This is a genomic window from Saccharopolyspora soli (assembly GCF_022678645.1).
Lineage (GTDB): Bacteria > Actinomycetota > Actinomycetes > Mycobacteriales > Pseudonocardiaceae > Saccharopolyspora > Saccharopolyspora soli.
Map to the genome: position 1 here is coordinate 20,259 of NZ_JALBWV010000077.1, position 17,534 is coordinate 37,792.

The following is a 17,534-nucleotide window of genomic DNA, read 5'->3' on the forward strand; positions in this document are numbered from 1 at the left end:
CCCAGCACCCCCACCGCGACCGACCTATTCTCGCTGGTCAGCGGTTGGAGCGCGGTAACGCCAGAAGGTTGGCAGCAAGATCGCCGCGAGCACCGCGCCGATAACAACTAGGACACCGCCGACCACGACAGCCGTCGAGGTGCCCAGCGATGCGCCTGCCAGGCCGTGCAACGTGTCAGCCAGTCGCGGCCCACCGGCGACGACGACGGTGAACACGCCCTGGATCCGGCCGCGCATCTCGTCGGTCGCCGCAGCCTGCATGATCGAACTCCGGTAGACCATGCTCACCAGGTCCGCCCCGCCGCCCACGGCCAGGAAGAACACCGCCAGCCACAGCGAGTCGGACCAGCCGAATCCGATCACCGCGATGCCCCACACGATGACCGCCAGGACGACGCCGACCCCGTGCCGGGCGATCCGGTGCAGCCAGCCGGAGAACACGCCGAACGCGAACGCGCCCAGCGGGATCGCCGCGAACAGCCAGCCGAGCGCCGCCCCGCCGCCCGGTGGATCACCGAAGGTGCGCTCCGCCATCTCCGGGAACAGCGCCCGCGGCATGCCGAACACCATCGCGATGATGTCCAGCAGGAACGACGCCAACAACACGGAATGCAGTGCCAGGTAACGGAATCCGTCCAACACGGCGCGCAGACCGGCGCGCTGCGGAGCGCCTTCGTTGGGCGGCAACGGCGGCAGCCGGAACACCGCCCACAGTGCCGTGCACAACGCCACCGCATCGACCAGGTACAGCACCGAAAGCCCCATCAGCGGCAGCAGCATGCCCGCCAACAGCGGCCCCATGATCGATCCGAGCTGGAACACCGTCGCGCCCAGCGCCTGCGCCGAGGGCAGCAGGTGCACCGGCATCAGCCGGGCGACCGCGGCGGCTCGGGTGGGCATGTTCACCGCGAAGCACGTCTGCTGCACGGCGAAGAGCACCAGCACCAGCCACACCGACCGGACGTTCGCGGCGGCGACCACCCACAGCAGCACGGCGCTGACGGCCAGTCCGCCGTTGGTGACCAGCAGCAGGCGGCGGCGGTCGACGGTGTCGGCGATCGCGCCGCCCCACAGGCCGAACACCAGCAGCGGCACCAGGCCGAAGATCCCGGCGAGGCCGACGTAGGCGGAGGATCCGGTGATGTCGTAGAGCTGCTTGGGCACCGCGACGGCGGTGAACTGCGCGCCGACGGAGGTGATGATGTTCGACAGCCACAGGCGGCGGTACGCCGGGTACTGCAGTGGTCGGGTGTCGAGGAAGACCTTGCTCAGCAGGGCTCGTAGGGGTCGGCGCGACGTTGACCGGGTTCCGCTGCTGGGCTGCACAGGTGTTGCAGCCTAGCCGTTAGTCCCGCTAACGGCGCGCCCTTTCCCACCTCGTGTGATGGACATCTACCCAACTACCAACCGAACTGGACAAAAACCCACCACGAACGACCAGCGGAAAGGCGACCACGCGCCGCCTGCGCAATTTCGCGAGAAATTGCGAACCGTCCCCTGCCCAGGTGAAGGTGGCCGAGTCAGGGAGCGAGGCGTTCGATGGTCCAGCGGTCGTTGGTGCGGCGGAAGCGCAGCCGGTCGTGCAGCCGGTCCGGACGGCCCTGCCAGAACTCCACCGAGTCCGGGCGGATCCGCCAGCCACCCCAGTGCGGCGGCACCGGCACCTTCTCGGCATCGACGAAACGGCGCTCCATGCCGCTGAGCAACGACTGCAAGGCTTCCCGGCTGGCGACCACCCGCGACTGTGGCGACGCCCACGCACCCAACTGGGACCCGCGCGGCCGGACCGCCCAGTACTCGGCGGTCTCCTCCGGTTTCACCTTCTCCACGGTGCCGCGCACGTTCACCTGGCGCTGCAACGCCAGCCAGGGGAAGGTCGCGGCGGCGGCGCGGGTGACCTTGAGGTCGTGGCTCTTCGCCGAGGTGTAGTTGGTGAAGAAGACCAGCCCGCGTTCGTCGAAGCCCTTGCACAGCACGGTTCGCGCCGACGGGAAGCCATCGGCGTCGGCGGTGGCCAGCACCATCGCGTTCGGCTCGGGCAGATCGGCCTGCACCGCATCGTCGAACCACCGCTGGAGCTGCTCGTACCAGGTCGCGGCGAGCGAGGATTCGTCCAGCGCCCCGGCTTCGTAGGACACCCGCATGGACGGCAACGCGATGTTGGCCTCCGACATCCTTTTCCTCCCTGACTCGCCCGGCAGCGGCACGACTCGACGACTTCTCCGGCGGTGCGCCGGAGAAGTAGGGGTTGGACCGGCCGACGCGAAAGGGTTTGGCGGCGCCAGCCACGCGTACGACGGTAAACGGGATCCGAACAGACGCCGAATCGACAGTACTTCACGATCGATTCCGCAACCGATGCAGTGATCGTTCCCACACTCGTTCGGACGCCGCACGTCGCCGCGAAACGCCCACCCGAACTACTGATCCACACCTTGCGGTGAACCGACCGTAGGCAGGCGCCCTCGAACTCGATCTCCGCCGCGGCGCGAGCAGCGCCCCTCGCTGGCATGTCTTCGCAGTGGCCGCGCGGGGTTCGACCACGCCAAACCCGTGTCAGGGCAAGCCGCGCGGCGAACCCGATCTGCGAACTCGCGACGGCGCAGACGCGTCAAGCCGTTGCGCTGCTTCGAAAAGGAGCACCCGCTGGCCAGCGGTGTTCACCAGGTTCGAACCGCCAGGACCGCCGCGTCCGGGTGGTGACCGATCGCTTCGGCGAGGCGGCGCTGCGCCGTCACGGCGTCCGCTGCGACGGCAGTGGCCAGGGCACCGCCCGCGGTCAGCGGCGCCAGCGACCACCACTCGCCGCTCGCGGGTTCGGCCGGGTCGTGGTCCCACACGACGGTCTCGGTCGCGAGCACCCGCGCTCCCGCGAGGTATCCGGCGCTCGTCGCGAGCCGGTGTTCACCGATGTCCAAGCGCTGGCGCAACAACGGTGTTCCGGTCCGCGCCACATGCGTCGTGGTGATCAACCTGCCGGGGCGTTCGCCGTACCGGCCGAGCACCAACAGCTCCCGGCACCGGGCCCGCGCGCCTTCGCCCAGCTCGATGGTCATCTCCGCCTGGTGATCGGCGCGGGCGCTGATCACGGTGGCCTCCGGCAGGTACTCGATCGTGCCGCCTGCCTCGACGTCGATGCGCACCGTTGATCGGCTGTGCTCGGCGTGCTGCCCCGGCAACGCGACGGTCGCGGCGGTGCCGCGCAGTTGCAGCCGGGCACCCGGCCCGACCCGGACCCGCAGGTCGACCCGGTCCCCACCGACCGGTGTGGCTGCCGAACCGACCAGGTGCACCACGGCGATCCCGTCCGGGCTCGCCGTCGCGGTCCGGCGCGGCACCAGCGTCATGGGTGCCTCCGAGCGGAGCTCCCGCACGACGCTGCGCCCGCCGGAGCCGAGTTCGACGCTCAGCAGCGCACTGGCCCGCACGCCACACCACCCTTCCGGTCGTGAGTGCCGATGGTCGCTAGAACGGCCACAGCCACTCACGACACCATCGCACCGCCACCACCCACGACACCGAGGACGGAAGGCCCGCCGAAAAAGCGGTCACACGCGCACGCCCACCTTCAGCTGCTCACGGACCCAGCTCGCGGTGTCCGGCGCGTTCGGGGTGCGGGTGAGGGACTGCGTGATCACCGGCAGGTCACCGCGCATCCGGTGCGCGTCGGCGACCATCACCGCCATGTCGGCGCCGACGAGTTCGGCCAGGTCGATCTTGTTGATCACCAGCAGGTCAGCGGTGGTGACGCCGGGGCCGCCCTTGCGCGGCACCTTGTCGCCACCGGCGACGTCCACCACGAAGATCTGCCGGTCGGCCAGGCCCCGGCTGAACACCGCGGTCAGGTTGTCCCCGCCGCTTTCCACGATGACCAGTTCCAGCCCCGGATGCCGTTCGGCGAGCCGGTCCACCGCGTCGAGGTTCGCGGTGATGTCGTCGCGGATCGCGGTGTGCGGGCAGGCGCCGGTCTGCACCGCCTCGATCCGATCGGTGTCCAGCACGCCCGCCTTGCGCAGGAAGTCGGCGTCTTCGGTGGTGTAGATGTCGTTGGTCACCACGGCCAGGTTGATCTCCTGGCCCAGCGCGCGGCACAGCGCCGCGGTCAACGCCGTCTTGCCGCTGCCGACCGGCCCGCCGATGCCGAGCCGGAACGGGCGGCCGTGCTGGGATTCCGCCGAGAACGGGTCCGGTTCGGTCGCGGTCGGGTCGAAGTTGACCGGATGCGAGTGGCCGTGGCCATGTCCACGGCAGTGTTCAGGACGCAAAGAGACGCACCTCTTCCCGGTGATGTCGATCGTGTGCCTCGGCGAGCAGGTCGAGCGCCGGAGCGCCGGGAGCGGGCAGCTCGGCCGGATCCAGCCCGGCCACCGCGGCCGCCTCGGCGGCGATCCGGTCGAGGTCGTCGGCCAGTTCGGTGAGCACGGCGTTGACCGCGAACGGGTCCAGTCCGAGCAGCCGAACACCGGCGGAGGACGGTCCGCTGACGGCCAGGTATCCGGCGGTCAGCGCGGCCTCCAACGGTCCGGCTCCGGCGGTCGCGGCCAGCACCCCGAGCACGATCGGGTGGTGTGGCCGCGGCGTCGCGGCCACCAGTTCGGTCAGCACCGGCGAAGACCAAGCGGCCTTGCCAGCGCGGATCATCCCCCGCCCCTGCGCGCGCGAGGCCGCCCGCTGCGCTGGGGACGGAGTGCGGGCGTCGAGCTCGACGTCCAACTCCTGCCAGTGTCCACTTCGGACACCACGGGCAGCGGCATGCGCCGCGGCGGCGGCGAAAACCGCTTGCAGGGCGCCAGCACCGTGCAAGCGCCCGTACAGGAACTCGCGCAGGTCGCCGACTCCCGTGATCAACCCCCGCGCGGCGGCCTCCTCGACGCAGCCGGAGTGCACGTGTCCCCCGCCGGGGAACCGGGAATCCGCGAGCGCAAGCACCGCAAGACCAGCCCGCACCACGACTCCCTTCGCTTTCAACACATTTGGGTGGTGAGTGAAGGGCACCTTTGACCAACTAACTCGGTAAAAGGTGCCCTCCACTCGGAAAATCCACCTCATCGGATCAGAACAGGAAGTAGCGTTGGGCCATCGGGAGTTCCGCGACCGGGTCGGGCTCTACCAGTTCGCCGTCGATGCGCACCGCGAAGCTGTCCGGGTCCACCTGGATGTCCGGGGTCGCCGAGTTGTGCACCAGGTCCGCCTTGGTCACCCCGCGAGTGCTGTCGATCCCGACCAGCTGGGAACTCAAGCCGAGCTGCTCCGGCAGACCCGCCTCCAGCGCGATCGGTGCCACGAAGAACACGCTGCTCGCCGCCGCCGCGCGGGGCTGCGCTCCGAAGCTGGGCCGCGCGATGTAAGGCTGCGGGGTCGGGATCGACGCGTTCGCGTCGCCCATCGCGGCCCACGCGGCGAGCCCGCCCTTGAGCACCATGTGCGGCCGCACCCCGAAGAACTGCGGTTCCCACAGCACCAGGTCGGCCATCTTGCCGACCTCGACCGATCCGACGTGCCCGGCGATGCCGTGCGCGATCGCCGGGTTGATCGTGTACTTCGCCACGTAGCGCTGCGCGCGGTGGTTGTCCGCGCGCCCGTCGCCGGGCAGCGCGCCCCGGCGCCGCTTCATCACGTGCGCGGTCTGCCAGGTGCGCATCACGACCTCGCCGATGCGGCCCATCGCCTGCGCGTCCGAGCTGATCATCGAGATCGCGCCCAGGTCGTGCAGCACGTCCTCGGCGGCGATGGTGGACGGCCGGATGCGGCTCTCCGCGAACGCCAGGTCCTCCGGCACCGAGGGGTTGAGGTGGTGGCAGACCATCAGCATGTCGAGGTGTTCGTCGACGGTGTTGACGGTGTGCGGCCGGGTCGGGTTGGTCGACGAGGGCAGGACGTTCGCCTCGGCGGCCACCTTGATGATGTCCGGCGCATGCCCGCCACCAGCGCCTTCGGCGTGGTAGGCGTTGATCGAACGGCCGTTGATCGCGGCCAGCGTCGACTCCAGGAAGCCGGTCTCGTTGAGCGTGTCGGTGTGGATGGCGACCTGCGCCCCGGTCTCCTCGGCGCACCGCAGCGCGCTGTCGATCACCGCCGGGGTGGCGCCCCAGTCCTCGTGGATCTTCAGCCCGCCCGCGCCGCCGCGCAGCTGCTCCAGCAGGGCCTCGCCGCGCGTGGTGTTCCCCTTGCCGAGCAGCATCACGTTGACCGGCATGAAGTCCATCGACTGCAGGATCCGCGCCAGGTTCCAGGCACCTGGGGTGACCGTGGTGGCCTTGCTCCCCTCGGCCGGACCGGTGCCGCCGCCGATGAGCGTGGTCACCCCGCTGGCCAGCGCGGTGTCGACTTCCTGCGGGCAGATGAAGTGCACGTGGCAGTCGATGCCACCGGCGGTGAGGATCTTGCCGTTGCCCGCGACGATCTCGGTGGACGGGCCGATCACCAGCGCCGGGTCGACGCCGTCGGCGATGTCCGGGTTGCCCGCCTTGCCGATGCCGACGATCTTGCCGTCCCGGATTCCGACGTCGGCCTTGACGATCCCCCAGTGGTCCAGGATCACCGCGCCGGTGATCACCACGTCCGGGGTGCCCTCGGCCCGGGTGGCCACCGCCTGCCCCATCGACTCGCGGATGACCTTGCCGCCGCCGAACACCGCTTCCTCACCGGACCCGGTCGGGCCCGTGCTGCGGTCCTCGGTGACCTCGATGAGCAGGTCGGTGTCGGCCAGCCGGATCCGGTCGCCGGTGGTGGGCCCGAACAGTTCGACGTACTGGGACCGATCGATGGAGGATGCGCTCACCGTGCTGCCCCCTCGCCTTTGCGCCCGTAGCTGACCGGGGTCGGTTCGTGGTCGCGGGCGTCGAGTTCGCCGCCGAACTCCAGGCGGAGGCCGGGCACCAGTCGACGACCGCCGATCGGCACCAGCGCGACTTCGCGCGTCACGCCCGGCTCGAACCGCACCGCGGTGCCGGAGGGGACGTCCAGCCGGTGGCCCCAGGCCGTGGCGCGGTCGAACTCCAGGCCGGGGTTGACCGCCGCGAAGTGGTAGTGCGAACCGACCTGCACGGCGCGGTCGGCGCGGTTGACGACGGTGATCCGGACGCGTTCCCGGCCCGGATTCAGCGGAATCCGGTCTTCGGCGGTGATGATCTCCCCTGGACGCATGGCAGCTCCCTCGGATGTCGATTCGGGGCAGGTAGCTGGCTGGCGGCTGGTCAGGTGATCGGGTCGTGCACCGTGACCAGCTTCGTGCCGTCCGGGAAAGTCGCCTCCACCTGCACGTCCCGGATCATTTCCGGTACGCCGTCGAGCACCTGGTCAGCGCGCAGCACCTGCCGTCCGCTGCGCATCAGATCGGCGACGGTCCGCCCGTCCCGAGCGCCCTCCGCGACGTGGTCGGTGATCAACGCCACCGCCTCCGGGTAGTTCAGCTTCAGTCCGCGATCCAGCCGTTCGCGCGCAAGCCGAGCCGCCACGTAGACCAGCAACTTGTCGCGCTCGTGAGGAGCAAGGTGCATGGGGACTCTTTAACATATGGCCATCGGTCATATGTGAGCTATCCAGCGGTTTTACAACCGCCTAATTGACTAGTTACAACCATTTTTCCGGAATTTTTCACCCACCGATGAAGTTCCCGGAGGTCCTGTGAGCTACCTCATCAGCTGATTGTTTCCGGGCCGATCCCATTGCCTCCACCACCCCGGCGGGTGCACTGTGTTTCGCACGGCAACATGCCTTGCACCCCGCCACGTCACCCTTGCCCGCGCAGCAACGCGGGCAGATCCAGCGAGGAGACGAGGCAGCCATGAGCAACGCAGGCCAGTCCGAATTCCGCCCCGGTCTGGAGGGCGTGGTCGCCTTCCAGACCGAGATCGCCGAACCCGACCGCGACGGCGGTGCGCTGCGCTACCGCGGCGTGGACATCGAGGATCTGGTGGGCACGGTGTCCTTCGGCGACGTGTGGGCACTGCTCGTCGACGGCCGCTTCGGCGACGGCCTGCCACCCGCGGACGACACCGCGATCCCGGTGCGCACCAACGACGCGCGGGCTGATGTGCAGGCCGCCTTGGCGATGACAGCGCCGATCTGCGGTTTTCCGCCGCTGCTGGACATCGACGAGGCGCTGGCGCGCGACCAGCTCGCACGCTGCTCGGCGCTCGGGCTGTCCTTCGTCGCGCAGTCCGCGCGCGGCGACCAGCTGCCGGTCCCGCAGAACCGGATCGCCGAAGCCACCACCGCCGCCGAGCAGTTCCTGGTCCGCTGGCGCGGCGAACCCGACCCCGCGCACGTCCAGGCGCTCGACGCGTACTGGGTGTCGGCGGCCGAGCACGGGATGAACGCCTCCACCTTCACCGCTCGGGTGATCGCTTCCACCGGCGCCGATGTCGCCGCTTGCCTCTCCGGCGCGGTCGGCGCGATGTCCGGGCCGCTGCACGGCGGCGCTCCGGCACGGGTGCTGCCGATGATCGAGGAGACCGAGCGCACCGGTGACGCGCGCCAGGTGGTGGAATCGATCCTGGACCGCCGCGAGCGGTTGATGGGTTTCGGCCACCGCGTGTACCGCGTCGAGGACCCGCGAGCGCGGGTGCTGCGCAACACCTGCGACCAGCTCCGCGCGCCGCGCTACGAGGCGGCCCGCGAGTTGGAGCAGGCCGCCCTGACGGCGCTGCGGGAGCGTCGCCCGGACCGGCAGATCGAGACCAACGTGGAGTTCTGGGCAGCGGTGGTGCTCGACTTCGCCCAGGTCCCGACGGCGATGATGCCCGCGATGTTCACCTGCGCCCGGCTGGCCGGTTGGTCGGCGCACATCCTGGAGCAGAAGCGCACCGGCCGCCTGGTACGCCCGTCGGCGCAGTACGTCGGCCCGAACCCGCGCGCCGCGCAGGACGTCACCGGCTGGGGCTCGATAAACCAGCTCATCGCGTCGGCGTGATAGGGGTCGTGAGTGGCGACGGTCGTCATGGCGACCACTACCGCTCACGACCCGGCGCTCCCGCCACCTCCGCCAAGAACACCCGCCAGCAGCGGTAACGTGGAATTGTGACGGTCACTTCCACGGATGCGCAGCGGCGGTTGCACATCGAATACGCCGAGGCGCTCGAAGCGGACGCGGAGACCAGCGGCGAGAAGTGCAACGACCTGGTCGAGGCCGCGGACTACTGGCATTCCGCGGGCGAGCACGAGCGCGAAGAGCGAGCGCTGCTCGCCGCTGTGGAGGCGGACGACGGCAACAACGTGCTGAGCGGCCCGGCCGCACACGGCAAGTTCTTGCTGACCCACGGGCGCAGGGCAGAGGCCGAGGAGCGCTTCGCGCGGTTGCTCCGCGAGGGCTCGAACTGCGAATGGGCCTACGTGGAGGCGTCGATGGCCTACCAGTTGGTCGACGAACCCCAGGAGGCGTTGCGCTGGCTCAACATCGGGGTCAACCGGTTCGTCCCGGACCTCGACGTGGAACTCGAGATGGGCGACGTCGGCTTCGAGCTGCTGCGGGAGCGCAGTCTGCTGCGCCGCGAACTGGAGCTGCCCAAAGACGGACTCGACGACCTCTTCGACCAGCTCACCGAGCACGGCCGCCAGATCAGCGAACAGATCAAGGACATCAAGCGGCGCAACGAGCCCACCCGGATCGCGGTTCTTTTCTGGCCACCGGCGGAATTCGCCAAGCTTCAACAAGAACACCCGAGCTGGTACCCGGACACCACGCACCTGCAACACCGGCAACAGGTCCAACACGCCCTGCGGCAGCACGCCGGACCAGCGGTCGCCATCGGCTCGATCGAGGCGCTGGTGGGCTTCGCGGTGTCCCGCGGCCTGCCGGTGAACTCAGCGTCCACGCGTTCGCAGTTCGCCGCCGAGGCCGCCCGCCTCGGGCAGGCCACCGAGTGGCCGCCGGGCCGCAACGACACGTGCTGGTGCGGCTCGGCCCGGAAGTACAAGAAATGCTGCGGAGCACCCGGATTCGCTTGAGTGCCTGTCTTCGATCTTGTCTTCGAAGCGGCGAAGCCGCTTGGCCCACGTACGCGACTCGCACCGCGGCGGGTTCTCAGAAGCCTTCTCGCGAGGACAGCCCCGACGTGGTGTATTGGACATACATGATGTCGGGGATCCCAGAGCGAGGAGGCTTCTGAGGTTCCGCCACCCGCACCGCAACGCGAAACGAGCTTGGAAACGGTCTCCGGTCCGGGCACGTTGGCCAAAGTGGAGTACGCGCAGTAAGTTGCTGTGCGGCTGTTGGCAGCACCGGATGTCACCATCCGGAAACCCTGCTGCAACACTTGAGCCGAACCGGCAATGGCGCCGGTCAGCAGGCCACAGGCGCGCGGGAGGCCCTGCCCCGCCCCCTGCCGAGTCACCCAACAATGCCCGGAGGCGCTGGCACATGACGCAGGCCAAGACCACCGATCCGACGACCCTGAAGCTGCCCGAGGAACTCAAGCCCGCCGACGGCCGGTTCGGCTGCGGCCCGTCCAAGGTGCGCGGCGAGCAACTGGCCCGGCTGGCCGACTCCGGTGCGGCGCTGATGGGCACCTCGCATCGGCAGAAGCCGGTGAAGTCCCTGGTCGGACGAGTCCGGGAAGGTTTGCAGGAGCTGTTCTCGCTGCCCGAGGGGTACGAGGTCGTGCTCGGCGTGGGTGGCACCACCGCGTTCTGGGACGTCGCGACGTTCGGCCTGGTGCGCGAGCGGTCGCTGCACCTCACCTACGGCGAGTTCTCGTCGAAGTTCGCCAAGGCCGCCAAGACCGCGCCGTTCCTGGCCGACCCGGTGATCGTTTCCGCCGAGCCGGGCGACGCGCCGGACCCGGTGTCGGACCCGAGCGTCGACCTGATCGCCTGGGCGCACAACGAGACCTCCACCGGCGTGATGCTCGCGCCGACCCGCCCGGCGGGCTCGGAGAACGCGCTGATCGCGGTCGACGCCACCTCCGGCGCGGGCGGCCTGCCGTTCGACGCCGCCGACGTCGACGTCTACTACTTCGCGCCGCAGAAGTGCTTCGCCTCCGACGGCGGGCTGTGGCTGGCCGCGATGAGCCCGGCCGCGATCGAGCGGATCGACGAGATCGGCGCGTCGGACCGCTGGATGCCGGAGTTCCTGTCGCTGCCCACCGCGCTGGACAACTCCCGCAAGGACCAGACCTACAACACGCCCGCGGTGGCCACCCTGTTCCTGCTCGCCGACCAGATCGAGTGGATGAACGGCCAGGGCGGGCTGGACTGGTGCGTGCAGCGCACCCGCGATTCGTCGCAGCGGCTGTACACCTGGGCCGAAGCCACGGCGTTCGCCACCCCGTTCGTGGCGGATCCGGCGAAGCGCTCCCAGGTGGTCGGCACCATCGACTTCGACGACTCGGTCGACGCCGCCGCAGTGGCCAAGGCGTTGCGCGCCAACGGGATCGTGGACACCGAGCCGTACCGCAAGCTGGGCCGCAACCAGCTGCGGATCGGCATGTTCCCGGCGATCGAACCGGATGACGTCACCGCACTGACGAAGTCGATCGACTGGGTGGTCTCGCAGCTGTCCTGATACGGCGCGCCGCCGGGATCGCGCGTCGATCCCGGCGGTTTCGCGCCAAACGTCACGCCGACAAGTGAACGATTGGCCACAATCGGTGATCTTCATCGAAAATGAGTGGTTTTACCCGTTCGCTCAGGTGCGCTCTATCCGGCAAGATCGTTGTCGGAGACAGCGACCAACAACGACACGACGTGCCCGGCGTGCCTCCTGGGTCAAGGCGGCACGCCGGGTTACTGTCACAGCTTGGTGACATGTAGTCGGTGGGAGGCTGGCGTATGCGAGCGCTGCGAGTGGTCGGGCTCGACGAGGACGGTGAATCCGTCGTCTGCGAGGACCCGGAGAACGGCGAGCGCTTCACCGTGCCCGCGGACGAACGACTGCGTGCCGCAGCCCGCGGTGACCTCACCCGGCTCGGCCAGGTCCAGATCGCGATGGAGGCCCAGATGCGGCCCAGGGAAATCCAAGCACGCATCCGCGCGGGCGCGTCGGTCGAACAGATCGCGGCCGCCTCCGGCATCCCGGAGCACAGGGTCGAACGCTACGCCTACCCGGTGCTGCTGGAACGCGCCCAGATCGCCGAGATGGCGCAGCGCGCGCACCCGGTCCGCGAGGACGGGCCGGACGTCCAGACGCTCGGCGAAGTCGTCGCGCACACCTTCGGCATGCGCGGCCACGACTACGCCGAAGCCACCTGGGACTCCTGGCGCGGCGAGGACAACAAGTGGGCCGTCCAACTGACCTGGCAGGCCGGTCGGTCGGAGAACCGCGCGCACTGGGTCTTCCACCCCGGTGCGCACGGCGGCACCGTCGCCGCGCTGGACGACCACGCCGCCGACCTGCTCGACCCGTCCCCGAACCGTCCACTGCGGACGGTCCGGCCGGTCACCGAGCTGGCCCGCGAAGCGCTGCAGCTCGACCAGCAGGCGCAGCCGGTCCAGGAGCGGGTGGAGGAGCCGGTGGCCGCGCAGCGGTCCGAGGCGCCGACCCTCGACCTGGACACCACCCCACCACCCGCAGCGGAGCCACCGGCTGAGGAGCAGGCCGAGGAGAGCGCCGAAGGCGCGACCGCCGAGGCCGCAGAGGACGAAGCGCAGCGCAAGGCGGAGCCGCGGCGCGGGCGCAAGAGTCATCCGATAGTTCCATCCTGGGAGGACGTGCTACTCGGCGTGCGTTCCCACCGCTGACCGATTTTCGAGGTGAAGGGCACCTTTTACCAAGCAAGTTGGTGAAAGGTGCCCTTCACCTTTCACCGATGAGGTGATTGCGCGGTCCGTCGACCCATACGAGTTCGAGGATCGGGTCCTCAGCCGAGGAGGCTGAGGAGGAGGACCAGCCAGGCCGCGATGATGCCTGACGCCGTGCCGTAGGCGACCCAGCGCCAGACCGGGATGTTTCGGCCCAGCCAGATCGACGGCGCGAAACCGGCCGCCACCGCGAGGTTGACCACCACTGCCAGGATTCCGCTGACATCGGCCAGCCCCGATGTCACCACGACCAGCGTGACCACCACGATCGCTCCGACGATCGCGCTCACCACCAGTCCCGGTCCCCATGGCGTGGGCGGCACCGGGGCGATCGTTCCCCCGCGCGGGTGGGGCATCGCGTGCGCGGAGCGCGGGCGGCCGATGCGGTCGAGCTCGCCGCTGAGCGGGTCGACGTAGCCGATCTGACCCCCGGTCTCCGCCGCCAACCGCATCGCGAGCTGGCGGCCGCGTCGCGAGACCAGCTTCGTGTTGGTGTCCGCCGCTTCCTCGGTCCGGACCGCTTCGACGGCGTGCGCCCACTCGTGCAGCGCCGCGACCAGCGTGCCGGTCAACCGCAGCCGGGCCGGGTCGATCTCCCGACCGGCGCCGCGGACCAGCACCGCGCGGCCGGATCGCGCGTGCAGTTCCCAACCTGGTTCGCGGGCGTCCATCACACCCCGCTCATCGCGTGGAAGGTGATGGCTCCGGCGGTGGCGACGTTGAGCGAGTCCACCCCGCTGACCATCGGGATGCGGACCGCGACATCGGCGGCGGCGATGGCTTCGTCGGTGAGTCCGGGACCCTCCGCGCCCAGCAGCACCGCCACCGACCCCTGGTCCAGCGCGGCTTCGCGAAGCGATTTCGCAGCTGCCCTGGGGGTCAGCGCGGCAATGCGAAAATCGTTGTCGTGCAACAGCTTCAGATCTTCCGGCCAGGAGTTGAGGTGGGCGAAGGGGACCCGCAGCACGTGCCCCATCGACACCCGGACGCTGCGCCGGTACAGCGGATCCGAGCACCCCGCGCCGAGCAGCAGACCGTCGACGCCGAGCGCCGCGGCGTTGCGGAACAGCGCACCGAGGTTCTCGTGGTCGCCGATGCCCTCCAACACCGCCAAGCGGCGCGAGCGGCCGATCAGCTCGGCGGGCTCGACGACCGGAGCTCGATCCGCGACGGCCAGCACCCCGCGGTTGAGGTGGAAGCCCACGACGCGCGCCATCACGTCGGCGTCCGCGACGTGCGCAGGCGCGTCGAGGTCGGCGATGGCCTCGGCCAGTTCCTCGATCCGGCGGCGCACCCCGAACAACGCCCGCACCGGGTACGGCGAGGCGAGCAGCCGCTCGACGACCAGAACGCCTTCGGCGATCACCAGTCCGCGCCCGCCCGGCCGGTCCGGGCGGCGGTCCGCACGGGACAGATCGCGGAAGTCGTCGACCCGCGGGTCGTCGGCATCGCTGATCTCGACAATGTGCGCCACGCCCGCATTCTCGCACCGCCGCCACCCGGCCGCGCCGCCCGGCGCTAGCTGCTCTCGCCGATCACTTCCACGACGTTTCCATGGCGGCTTCGAAGACCCGGCTCGTCCGAAGCCTGCACCGAGGTGCCATCCGGCCGGATCACGGCAGGAGTTCTGCCTCGGCCGCGTCATTGATTTCCGTTCCGATCCTCGGCGGATGTCCGCGCGGGGTTCCGGGCTGGAATCCCGCCCAGACCGGGAAGAAAACCTTTCGATCCGGCGTTGGTGTGGAGCAATTGGGTGCTCGGCCGAGCTCGTGGGGTTGTCGGTGCTGGCGTTGCCGATGGTGTTGCTGCCCTCAGCCGAGTACCGGCCCTCGAATTCGGGGCGGGTCGCGCGGCCATCGAACCGCTCGGCGACTGTGCGCTCCGACACAGGATCGCCAAGATCCGGAAAGAGTAGGTTCGGCAACATGGCTCGACTCGGCAGCACTGACCTCGACGTCTTTCCCGTCTGCCTCGGCGGCAACGTGTTCGGGTGGACGGCGGACCGCGACGAAACCTTCACCGTCCTGGATGCGTACGCCGCCGCTGGTGGCAACTTCATCGACTCCGCCGACAGCTATTCGGCGTTCGCACCGGGCAATTCCGGTGGCGAGTCGGAAACCCTGATCGGTGAATGGCTGCGCGCCCGCGGCAACCGGGACGACATCGTGGTCGCCACCAAGGTCGGCAGGTGGGCCCAGCGTCCTGGCCTGTCGGCGGCGAACATCAAGGCAGCCGCCGAGGATTCGTTGCGGCGGCTGGGAGTCGATCACATCGACCTGTACTACGCCCACGCCGACGACGAAGCCACGCCGCTGGCCGAGACGCTGGGTGCCTTCGACGAACTGGTGCGCGCTGGCAAGGTCCGCTACATCGCCGCGTCGAACTACAGCGCGCCGCGCCTGGCCGAGGCGCTGGAGACCTCGCAGCGCGAGGGTCTGGCCCGCTTCGTCGCCCTGCAACCGCACTACAACCTCGTGGAGCGCGCCCAGTTCGAGGGTCCGCTCGCCGAAGTCGTCCTCGACAACGGCCTGGCCGTGCTGCCGTACTTCTCGCTGGCCAGGGGATTCTTGACCGGCAAGTACCGCCCCGGCGGCGACAGTTCGGAGAGCCCGCGGGCCGACGCCGCCCGCGCGTACCTCAACGAGCGGGGTGTGAAGGTGCTCGCCGGACTGGACGAAATCGCGACGCTGCGTAACGTGCCCATCCCGTCGGTTGCCATCGCCTGGCTGTTGGGACAACTCAGCGTCACTGCGCCGATCGCCAGTGCCCGCAACACCGAACAGCTCGCGGATCTGCTCCCCGCAGCCCAGCTGACGCTCACCGAAGCCGAGCTGCAGCGGCTTTCCGCGGTCTCCGCCTGACCGCTCCACGCGCCACGTGGCGATACCGTTTTGGCCGCTGGCCCGTCGGGTACCGATGTGTCACGGTGGTTTTCCCAGCGCTGCGCGCTGACGTGCTGCCGATGAAGCGGGGAGACGGCATGGGACGGCACGTGGAAAATCGGGCGTTCAGGCCGGTGGATCGGCAACGATATCGGAACAAGATGCAGCGCGGCCTGGATGCCCTGGCCCGGATGCTCGCTGAGGGCAATTTCTCCTTCCCCCACCAACAGATGGGGCTGGAGATGGAGTTGTGCCTGGTGGACGACCAGATGGAGCCGTCCATGTCCAATGCCGTGGTGCTGGAGAAGATCGGCGAGCCGGTGTTCACCACGGAGTTGGGGCAGCAGAACATCGAGTTGAACGTGGAGCCCCAGGTGCTGGCCGGGGACAGCGCCCTGAGGCTGGAGGAGCGGATGAGCGCCGCGCTGCGCCGCGCGGACGGCAGCGCGCACGACGCCGGGGCGAAGATCGTCATGATCGGCACGCTGCCCACGCTGCGCAGCGCCCACTTCGACCCCAACTGGCTGTCGCGCAACCCGCGGTACTCGCTGCTCAACGAGCAGATCTTCTTGGCGCGCGGCGAAGAAATGCTGCTGGACATGGAAGGGGTGCCAATCGGCGACGGGCACCCCGAACGGCTGCGTTCGTACGCGGATTCGATCCTGCCGGAGTCCGGGTGCACGTCCGTCCAACTGCACCTGCAAGTGGCCCCGGAGGACTTCCCGGCGCATTGGAACGCCGCGCAGTGCTTGGCCGGGGTGCAGGTGGCCATCGGCGCGAACTCGCCGTTCCTGCTGGGCAAGGCATTGTGGCACGAGACGCGGATCCCGTTGTTCCTGCAGGCCACCGACACCCGCCCGGAGGAGCTGAAGAACCAGGGCGTGCGACCGCGGGTGTGGTTCGGGGAGCGTTGGATTACGTCGATCTTCGACCTGTTCGAGGAGAACGTACGCTACTTCCCGGCGTTGCTGCCGGAGCCGGAGGAAGAGGATCCGGTGGCCGCGCTGGACGCCGGTCGAGCGCCGACGCTGGCCGAACTGCGGCTGCACAACGGCACCGTGTGGCGCTGGAACCGCCCGGTTTACGACCTGGTGGATGGTGTTCCGCACCTGCGGGTGGAGAACCGGGTGCTGCCGTCCGGGCCGACGGTGGTGGACATCGTCTCGAACGCGGCGTTCTTCTACGGAGTCCAGCGAGCGCTCACCGAACAGGACCGACCACTGTGGACGCAGATGTCGTTCGCGGCGGCGGAGGAGAACTTCTTCGCCGGGGCGCGGCACGGCTTCGACGCCCACCTGTACTGGCCGGGCATCGGCTGGATATCGCCGGATGAACTGGTGCTGCGCCGACTGCTACCGATGGCGCACGACGGGCTACGGGCGTGCGGAGTCTCGACCAAGGCCCGCGAACGCTACCTCGGCGTGATCGAGCAGCGCTGCCTAGCGCGCCGAAACGGCGCGGTGTGGCAGCGGGAAAGCGTTGCGCTGCTGGAAGAACGCGGCGCGGACCGCCACGCGGCCCTAACCGGCATGCTGCGCCGCTACATCGACCTCTCGGACAACGGAGCCCCAGTCCACACCTGGCCAGTCGGCTGACGGGAACGAGGTGAGGGGCACCCTTCACCAACTTACTTGGTAAAGGGTGCCCCTCACGCTTCACCTGAATGGGGTCGTGAGTGCGTAGCCGGGTTGGAGCCCACTTTTGCACGCACGACCATCTTCGACTGTGCCTCCGGACTTTTCGGGCGAAACGCCGAACGGTGGCGACGTCTCACCTCGCAGCTAGTTGCAATAGCGTGGCAGTAGCTAGAGACTGTCGGCAGCGAAGGGAGATGCTCACGATGGCGCGGTACGTTTTGCCGGAGTTGGATTACGACTACGCGGCGTTGGAACCGGCGATTGCTGGTGAGATCAA

16 protein-coding genes are annotated in these 17,534 nt (G+C 69.3%); 6 read left to right on the forward strand and 10 right to left on the reverse strand.

Translation table 11 applies throughout. The annotated features are described in order from the left end of the window. Window positions 1-24 precede the first annotated feature (24 nt). The 8 genes from MOQ72_RS37665 to MOQ72_RS37700 all read right to left on the reverse strand — a co-directional run bounded on the left by MOQ72_RS37665 (window position 25) and on the right by MOQ72_RS37700 (window position 7,499). On the reverse strand, window positions 25-1,326 hold the full coding sequence (locus tag MOQ72_RS37665; RefSeq protein ID WP_242190708.1) for an MFS transporter: 1,302 nt from the start codon (window positions 1,324-1,326) through the stop codon (window positions 25-27). Window positions 1,327-1,520: 194 nt separating this feature from the next. After that, window positions 1,521-2,174, reverse strand: coding sequence for a pyridoxamine 5'-phosphate oxidase (pdxH, locus tag MOQ72_RS37670; RefSeq protein WP_242190709.1), 654 nt, complete (start codon window positions 2,172-2,174; stop codon window positions 1,521-1,523). 486 nt (window positions 2,175-2,660) lie between these two features. Beyond that, a complete protein-coding gene (locus MOQ72_RS37675; protein WP_242190710.1) occupies window positions 2,661-3,428 on the reverse strand; it encodes an urease accessory protein UreD in 768 nt (255 codons plus the stop codon). Between the two features lie 120 nt (window positions 3,429-3,548). Then, window positions 3,549-4,265: an urease accessory protein UreG gene (ureG, locus tag MOQ72_RS37680; protein ID WP_242190711.1), complete on the reverse strand. Its 717-nt coding sequence runs from the start codon at window positions 4,263-4,265 to the stop codon at window positions 3,549-3,551. Further along, window positions 4,255-4,968 carry an urease accessory protein UreF gene (locus tag MOQ72_RS37685; protein ID WP_242190712.1) on the reverse strand — a complete coding sequence of 238 codons (714 nt, stop codon included), beginning with the start codon at window positions 4,966-4,968 and terminating at the stop codon, window positions 4,255-4,257. Before MOQ72_RS37685 ends, ureG begins: the two co-directional genes overlap by 11 nt. A gap of 85 nt (window positions 4,969-5,053) precedes the next feature. Continuing rightward, complete coding sequence (locus tag MOQ72_RS37690; RefSeq protein WP_242190713.1) at window positions 5,054-6,781, reverse strand: urease subunit alpha; 1,728 nt, start codon at window positions 6,779-6,781, stop codon at window positions 5,054-5,056. Then, the gene (locus MOQ72_RS37695; RefSeq protein ID WP_242190714.1) at window positions 6,778-7,146 is read right to left on the reverse strand and encodes an urease subunit beta; all 369 of its coding nucleotides are present in this window, start codon (window positions 7,144-7,146) and stop codon (window positions 6,778-6,780) included. The genes MOQ72_RS37690 and MOQ72_RS37695 overlap by 4 nt, the downstream gene beginning before the upstream one ends. A gap of 50 nt (window positions 7,147-7,196) precedes the next feature. Further along, the gene (locus tag MOQ72_RS37700) at window positions 7,197-7,499 is read right to left on the reverse strand and encodes an urease subunit gamma (protein ID WP_242190715.1); all 303 of its coding nucleotides are present in this window, start codon (window positions 7,497-7,499) and stop codon (window positions 7,197-7,199) included. Window positions 7,500-7,786: 287 nt separating this feature from the next. On the opposite strand from MOQ72_RS37700, the gene MOQ72_RS37705 reads away from it, so the two are divergent. The 4 genes from MOQ72_RS37705 (at window position 7,787) to sepH (ending at window position 12,678) form a co-directional block, all read left to right on the forward strand. Beyond that, window positions 7,787-8,914 (forward strand): citrate synthase 2, encoded by a 1,128-nt coding sequence (locus MOQ72_RS37705; protein ID WP_242190716.1) that lies wholly within the window; start codon window positions 7,787-7,789, stop codon window positions 8,912-8,914. A 107-nt stretch (window positions 8,915-9,021) separates the two neighbouring features. Beyond that, complete coding sequence (locus MOQ72_RS45430) at window positions 9,022-9,948, forward strand: SEC-C domain-containing protein (RefSeq protein ID WP_242190717.1); 927 nt, start codon at window positions 9,022-9,024, stop codon at window positions 9,946-9,948. A gap of 412 nt (window positions 9,949-10,360) precedes the next feature. Then, on the forward strand, window positions 10,361-11,503 hold the full coding sequence (gene serC / locus MOQ72_RS37715) for a phosphoserine transaminase (protein WP_242190718.1): 1,143 nt from the start codon (window positions 10,361-10,363) through the stop codon (window positions 11,501-11,503). 266 nt (window positions 11,504-11,769) lie between these two features. Next, window positions 11,770-12,678, forward strand: coding sequence for a septation protein SepH (gene sepH, locus MOQ72_RS37720; protein WP_242190719.1), 909 nt, complete (start codon window positions 11,770-11,772; stop codon window positions 12,676-12,678). 119 nt (window positions 12,679-12,797) lie between these two features. On the opposite strand, the gene MOQ72_RS37725 is transcribed toward sepH, so the two are convergent. Both MOQ72_RS37725 and MOQ72_RS37730 read right to left on the reverse strand, forming a co-directional pair. Continuing rightward, window positions 12,798-13,409 (reverse strand): DUF2537 domain-containing protein, encoded by a 612-nt coding sequence (locus MOQ72_RS37725; RefSeq protein ID WP_242190720.1) that lies wholly within the window; start codon window positions 13,407-13,409, stop codon window positions 12,798-12,800. Then, window positions 13,409-14,212: a TrmH family RNA methyltransferase gene (locus tag MOQ72_RS37730; RefSeq protein WP_242190721.1), complete on the reverse strand. Its 804-nt coding sequence runs from the start codon at window positions 14,210-14,212 to the stop codon at window positions 13,409-13,411. The genes MOQ72_RS37725 and MOQ72_RS37730 overlap by 1 nt, the downstream gene beginning before the upstream one ends. 451 nt (window positions 14,213-14,663) lie before the next feature. Here MOQ72_RS37730 and MOQ72_RS37735 point away from each other — a divergent pair, with 451 nt between their 5' ends. Together MOQ72_RS37735 and MOQ72_RS37740 are read left to right on the forward strand one after the other, a co-directional pair. Beyond that, window positions 14,664-15,599: an aldo/keto reductase gene (locus MOQ72_RS37735; protein ID WP_242190722.1), complete on the forward strand. Its 936-nt coding sequence runs from the start codon at window positions 14,664-14,666 to the stop codon at window positions 15,597-15,599. A 119-nt stretch (window positions 15,600-15,718) separates the two neighbouring features. Next, window positions 15,719-17,215: a glutamate-cysteine ligase family protein gene (locus MOQ72_RS37740; RefSeq protein WP_242190723.1), complete on the forward strand. Its 1,497-nt coding sequence runs from the start codon at window positions 15,719-15,721 to the stop codon at window positions 17,213-17,215. Window positions 17,216-17,534 lie beyond the last annotated feature (319 nt).

Coding starts and splice junctions, on each gene's coding strand:
- MOQ72_RS37705 (WP_242190716.1), top strand. CDS start 7,787: ATGAGCAACGCAGGCCAGTCCGAATTCCGCCCCGGTCTGGAGGGCGTG.
- MOQ72_RS37700 (WP_242190715.1), bottom strand. CDS start 7,499: ATGCACCTTGCTCCTCACGAGCGCGACAAGTTGCTGGTCTACGTGGCG.
- MOQ72_RS37725 (WP_242190720.1), bottom strand. CDS start 13,409: ATGGACGCCCGCGAACCAGGTTGGGAACTGCACGCGCGATCCGGCCGC.
- sepH (WP_242190719.1), top strand. CDS start 11,770: ATGCGAGCGCTGCGAGTGGTCGGGCTCGACGAGGACGGTGAATCCGTC.
- MOQ72_RS37735 (WP_242190722.1), top strand. CDS start 14,664: ATGGCTCGACTCGGCAGCACTGACCTCGACGTCTTTCCCGTCTGCCTC.
- pdxH (WP_242190709.1), bottom strand. CDS start 2,174: ATGTCGGAGGCCAACATCGCGTTGCCGTCCATGCGGGTGTCCTACGAA.
- MOQ72_RS37695 (WP_242190714.1), bottom strand. CDS start 7,146: ATGCGTCCAGGGGAGATCATCACCGCCGAAGACCGGATTCCGCTGAAT.
- MOQ72_RS37740 (WP_242190723.1), top strand. CDS start 15,719: ATGGGACGGCACGTGGAAAATCGGGCGTTCAGGCCGGTGGATCGGCAA.
- serC (WP_242190718.1), top strand. CDS start 10,361: ATGACGCAGGCCAAGACCACCGATCCGACGACCCTGAAGCTGCCCGAG.